Raw genomic sequence first — 5,702 nt, forward strand, 5'->3', positions numbered from 1 at the left:
TATAAGAGCCTGACGATGACCTACTTTCACACGGGAATCCGCACTATCATCGGCGCTGAGTCGTTTCACTGTCCTGTTCGGGATGGGAAGGAGTGGTACCAACTTGCTATGGTCATCAGGCATAACTGGTTGACGAAATGCTTCCCACACGGGAAGCAGTCCATCGAATTCATAGAGCAAATCAGCTTGTAATTTAGATTGTTGCACAGTTCCTGTTGGAACTGTATCTTTTTTGAATGCGTCAGTCTTGGCATAACACCTTTGAATTAATCAAAGTTATAGGGTCAAGCCTCTCGAGCAATTAGTACTGGTTAGCTTAACGCATTACTGCGCTTCCACACCCAGCCTATCAACGTCCTGGTCTTGAACGACTCTTCAGGGGGCTCAAGGCCCCGGCAGATCTAATCTTGAAACGAGTTTCCCGCTTAGATGCTTTCAGCGGTTATCTCTTCCGAACTTAGCTACCCGGCAATGCCACTGGCGTGACAACCGGTACACCAGAGGTTCGTCCACTCCGGTCCTCTCGTACTAGGAGCAGGCTTCCTCAAATCTGCAGCGCCCACGGAAGATAGGGACCAAACTGTCTCACGACGTTTTAAACCCAGCTCACGTACCTCTTTAAATGGCGAACAGCCATACCCTTGGGACCGGCTACAGCCCCAGGATGAGATGAGCCGACATCGAGGTGCCAAACACCGCCGTCGATATGAACTCTTGGGCGGTATCAGCCTGTTATCCCCAGAGTACCTTTTATCCGTTGAGCGATGGCCCTTCCATACAGAACCACCGGATCACTATGTCCTGCTTTCGCATCTGCTCGACTTGTCAGTCTCGCAGTTAAGCACGCTTATGCCATTGCACTATCGTCACGATGTCCGACCGTAACTAGCGTACCTTCGAACTCCTCCGTTACACTTTGGGAGGAGACCGCCCCAGTCAAACTGCCTACCATGCACTGTCCCCGATCCAGATAATGGACCTAGGTTAGAACCTCAAACACACCAGGGTGGTATTTCAACGTTGGCTCCACCGAAACTAGCGTCCCGGCTTCAAAGCCTCCCACCTATCCTACACAGGTCTGTTCAAAATCCAATACAAAGCTACAGTAAAGGTTCATGGGGTCTTTCCGTCTTTCCGCGGGGAGATTGCATCATCACAAACATTTCAACTTCGCTGAGTCTCAGGAGGAGACAGTGTGGCCATCGTTACGCCATTCGTGCAGGTCGGAACTTACCCGACAAGGAATTTCGCTACCTTAGGACCGTTATAGTTACGGCCGCCGTTTACTGGGACTTCAATCAAGAGCTTGCACCCCATCATTTAATCTTCCAGCACCGGGCAGGCGTCACACCCTATACGTCGACTTTCGTCTTAGCAGAGTGCTGTGTTTTTAATAAACAGTCGCAGCCACCGATTTTTTGCAACCTCGTTTAGCTCCAGGAGTAAATCCCTTCACTGACTAGAGGCACACCTTCTTCCGAAGTTACGGTGTCAATTTGCCGAGTTCCTTCTCCTGAGTTCTCTCAAGCGCCTTAGAATACTCATCTCGCGCACCAGTGTCGGTTTGCGGTACGGTCGTGTGTAGCTGAAGCTTAGTGGCTTTTCCTGGAAGCAGGGTATCACTCACTTCGGCTGCAAGCAGCCTCGTTATCACCCCTCATCTAAGCCCGGCGGATTTACCTACCAGGCACGACTACAGGCTTGAACCAACATATCCAACAGTTGGCTGAGCTAACCTTCTCCGTCCCCACATCGCACTACACATCGGTACAGGAATATTGACCTGTTTCCCATCAGCTACGCATCTCTGCCTCGCCTTAGGGGCCGACTCACTCTACGCCGATGAACGTTGCGTAGAAAACCTTGCGCTTACGGCGAGGGGGCTTTTCACCCCCTTTAACGCTACTCATGTCAGCATTCGCACTTCTGATACCTCCAGCAGGGTTTACACCACCACCTTCACAGGCTTACAGAACGCTCTCCTACCACGTGCCATAAATGGCACATCCGCAGCTTCGGTAACTGGCTTAGCCCCGTTACATCTTCCGCGCAGGACGACTCGATCAGTGAGCTATTACGCTTTCTTTAAATGATGGCTGCTTCTAAGCCAACATCCTGACTGTTATAGCCTTCCCACTTCGTTTCCCACTTAGCCAATTTTAGGGACCTTAGCTGGCGGTCTGGGTTGTTTCCCTCTTGAGTCCGGACGTTAGCACCCGGTGCTCTGTCTCCCAAGCTGTACTCATCGGTATTCGGAGTTTGCCTTGGTTTGGTAAGTCGCCATGACCCCCTAGCCAAAACAGTGCTCTACCCCCGATGGTAATACTTGAGGCACTACCTAAATAGTTTTCGGAGAGAACCAGCTATTTCCAAGTTTGTTTAGCCTTTCACCCCTATCCACAGCTCATCCCCTAGTTTTGCAACACTAGTGGGTTCGGACCTCCAGTGCATGTTACTGCACCTTCATCCTGGCCATGGATAGCTCACTTGGTTTCGGGTCTACACCCAGCGACTGTTCGCCCTGTTCGGACTCGATTTCTCTACGGCTTCCCTATTCGGTTAACCTTGCCACTGAATGTAAGTCGCTGACCCATTATACAAAAGGTACGCAGTCACCCCTTTCAAGGCTCCTACTTTTTGTAAGCACACGGTTTCAGGATCTATTTCACTCCCCTCCCGGGGTTCTTTTCGCCTTTCCCTCACGGTACTAGTTCACTATCGGTCAATGATGAGTATTTAGCCTTGGAGGATGGTCCCCCCATATTCAGACAGGATTTCTCGTGTCCCGCCCTACTTTTCGCACGCTCAGTACCACAGGTCTCTTTTTGCATACGGGGCTATCACCCACTATGGCCAGCCTTTCCATGCTGCTTTGCTAAGAATCCTGATATCACGTGCAGGCTTTTCCGATTTCGCTCGCCACTACTTTCGGAATCTCGGTTGATGTCTTTTCCTCGAGCTACTGAGATGTTTCAGTTCACCCGGTTCGCCTCAATAACCTATGTATTCAGTTAAAGATACCTATTGCTAGGTGGGTTCCCCCATTCAGAAATCTCCGGATCAAAGCTAATTTGCCAGCTCCCCGAAGCTTATCGCAGGCTATCACGTCTTTCGTCGCCTATCATTGCCAAGGCATCCACCATGTGCTCTTATTCACTTGACCCTATAACTTTGATTTCTCGCCGTTATTTTCAAGGAATGATTGTCAGGTCTTTCACCTGACGCGTTATGCCGTATCTTTCAATTCGATCTAATTTGCACTTTCATGCATTTCCGCTCGAAATCAAAAGTTCATTTTGACGCAATCAAAATTTCTCTAAATTGCTACTGGCGGCACGGTCTGCACTAAACCTTTACGAATGTGCAGTTTCCGCCAGCAGCGCTGATTTAACTCTATGAATTTTTAAAGAACAGCCAATAATCGATTGATATAAATAAATAAATCAACCAACACAAAGCACTCTCAAAGAGAGTACTTTGCATTAGTAAATTGAGCCCTACCCTTTTTTCCCGGTCGGTGCTGGTAAGTGGTGGAGGATGACGGGATCGAACCGACGACCCCCTGCTTGCAAAGCAGGTGCTCTCCCAGCTGAGCTAATCCCCCAGGAACGAAATCCTTTGACTGCGTTCTGAAATTTCTCGACCCTGATGTGGTGGGTCTGGTTGGACTCGAACCAACGACCCCTGCGTTATCAACACAGTGCTCTAACCAGCTGAGCTACAGACCCTTTGAGTTCATCGAAGAACCTGAAGGCGGCACCAATCAGATAGCCTAGCTAAACGCGGGCCTATGCTGTTGTTTTAAACAACAACCGATAAGAATGGGCGTAAGAAGCGCAAATTGCTTCATTTCCAGAAAGGAGGTGATCCAGCCGCACCTTCCGATACGGCTACCTTGTTACGACTTCACCCCAGTCACGAACCCTGCCGTGGTAATCGCCCTCCTTTGCAGGTTAGGCTAACTACTTCTGGCAGAACCCGCTCCCATGGTGTGACGGGCGGTGTGTACAAGACCCGGGAACGTATTCACCGTGACATTCTGATCCACGATTACTAGCGATTCCGACTTCACGCAGTCGAGTTGCAGACTGCGATCCGGACTACGAATGGCTTTATGGGATTGGCTCCCCCTCGCGGGTTGGCGACCCTTTGTACCATCCATTGTATGACGTGTGTAGCCCTACCTATAAGGGCCATGAGGACTTGACGTCATCCCCACCTTCCTCCGGTTTGTCACCGGCAGTCTCATTAGAGTGCCCAACTAAATGTAGCAACTAATGACAAGGGTTGCGCTCGTTGCGGGACTTAACCCAACATCTCACGACACGAGCTGACGACAGCCATGCAGCACCTGTGTTACGGCTCTCTTTCGAGCACCAAGCCATCTCTGGCGAGTTCCGTACATGTCAAAGGTAGGTAAGGTTTTTCGCGTTGCATCGAATTAAACCACATCATCCACCGCTTGTGCGGGTCCCCGTCAATTCCTTTGAGTTTCAACCTTGCGGCCGTACTCCCCAGGCGGTCAACTTCACGCGTTAGCTTCGTTACTGAGTACTAATGCACCCAACAACCAGTTGACATCGTTTAGGGCGTGGACTACCAGGGTATCTAATCCTGTTTGCTCCCCACGCTTTCGTGCATGAGCGTCAGTACAGGTCCAGGGGATTGCCTTCGCCATCGGTGTTCCTCCGCATATCTACGCATTTCACTGCTACACGCGGAATTCCATCCCCCTCTACCGTACTCTAGCGATGCAGTCACAGATGCAATTCCCAGGTTGAGCCCGGGGATTTCACAACTGTCTTACATCACCGCCTGCGCACGCTTTACGCCCAGTAATTCCGATTAACGCTCGCACCCTACGTATTACCGCGGCTGCTGGCACGTAGTTAGCCGGTGCTTATTCTTACGGTACCGTCATGGGCCCGCCGTATTAAGGCAGACCTTTTCGTTCCGTACAAAAGCAGTTTACAACCCGAAGGCCTTCTTCCTGCACGCGGCATTGCTGGATCAGGCTTTCGCCCATTGTCCAAAATTCCCCACTGCTGCCTCCCGTAGGAGTCTGGGCCGTGTCTCAGTCCCAGTGTGGCTGGTCGTTCTCTCAAACCAGCTACAGATCGTCGCCTTGGTGAGCTTTTACCTCACCAACAAGCTAATCTGATATCAGCCGCTCCAATCGCGCGAGGCCTTACGGTCCCCCGCTTTCATCCTTAGATCGTATGCGGTATTAGCGTAAATTTCTCTACGTTATCCCCCACGACTGGGCACGTTCCGATATATTACTCACCCGTTCGCCACTCGCCACCAGGATTGCTCCCGTGCTGCCGTTCGACTTGCATGTGTAAGGCATGCCGCCAGCGTTCAATCTGAGCCAGGATCAAACTCTATAGTTTAATCTCTGCAATAATTTTCAACTCCGCACATCAGACCAAAGTCCAACGCACGAAGAAAACTCATAAAAACGGAATTGATGAGAAATCTTGACGACTTCACATTTTCTATCTCCATGAGCGTTTAAGGTCCAAAAGACCTGGTCACAAGTGACCTGGCTTTTCGCCCTTCAAACGCCCATACTTATCGGCTGTAAATTTTTAATGATCCTGGCGCTCTGCTCGACAGCTTTGCCGTCTTGCTTTGCACTGTTAGCTGTAATCAGCTGAGCCTCAAATTATATACCGCTTTTCTCGCAGTAGTCAAATTTT

The 5,702-nt window shown here is 50.3% G+C and carries 2 tRNA genes and 3 rRNA genes; all 5 read right to left on the reverse strand.

Features of this window, described 5'->3' with window-relative positions:
- Positions 1-7: 7 nt before the first annotated feature.
- The 5 genes from rrf to IWX87_RS19300 all read right to left on the reverse strand — a co-directional run bounded on the left by rrf (position 8) and on the right by IWX87_RS19300 (position 5,393).
- Positions 8-120 (reverse strand): 5S ribosomal RNA (gene rrf, locus IWX87_RS19280).
- A 160-nt stretch (positions 121-280) separates the two neighbouring features.
- Positions 281-3,163, reverse strand: a 23S ribosomal RNA gene (locus IWX87_RS19285).
- Positions 3,164-3,528: 365 nt separating this feature from the next.
- Positions 3,529-3,604 (reverse strand) — tRNA-Ala (locus IWX87_RS19290).
- Positions 3,605-3,651: 47 nt separating this feature from the next.
- Positions 3,652-3,728 (reverse strand) — tRNA-Ile (locus tag IWX87_RS19295).
- A 128-nt stretch (positions 3,729-3,856) separates the two neighbouring features.
- Positions 3,857-5,393: ribosomal RNA gene (locus tag IWX87_RS19300) — 16S ribosomal RNA — on the reverse strand.
- Together the 16S, 23S and 5S rRNA genes with 2 tRNA genes alongside form the textbook arrangement of a ribosomal RNA operon.
- Positions 5,394-5,702 lie beyond the last annotated feature (309 nt).

The organism is Polaromonas sp. CG_9.7, assembly GCF_015752205.1.
In the GTDB taxonomy this organism is placed as follows: domain Bacteria; phylum Pseudomonadota; class Gammaproteobacteria; order Burkholderiales; family Burkholderiaceae_C; genus Polaromonas.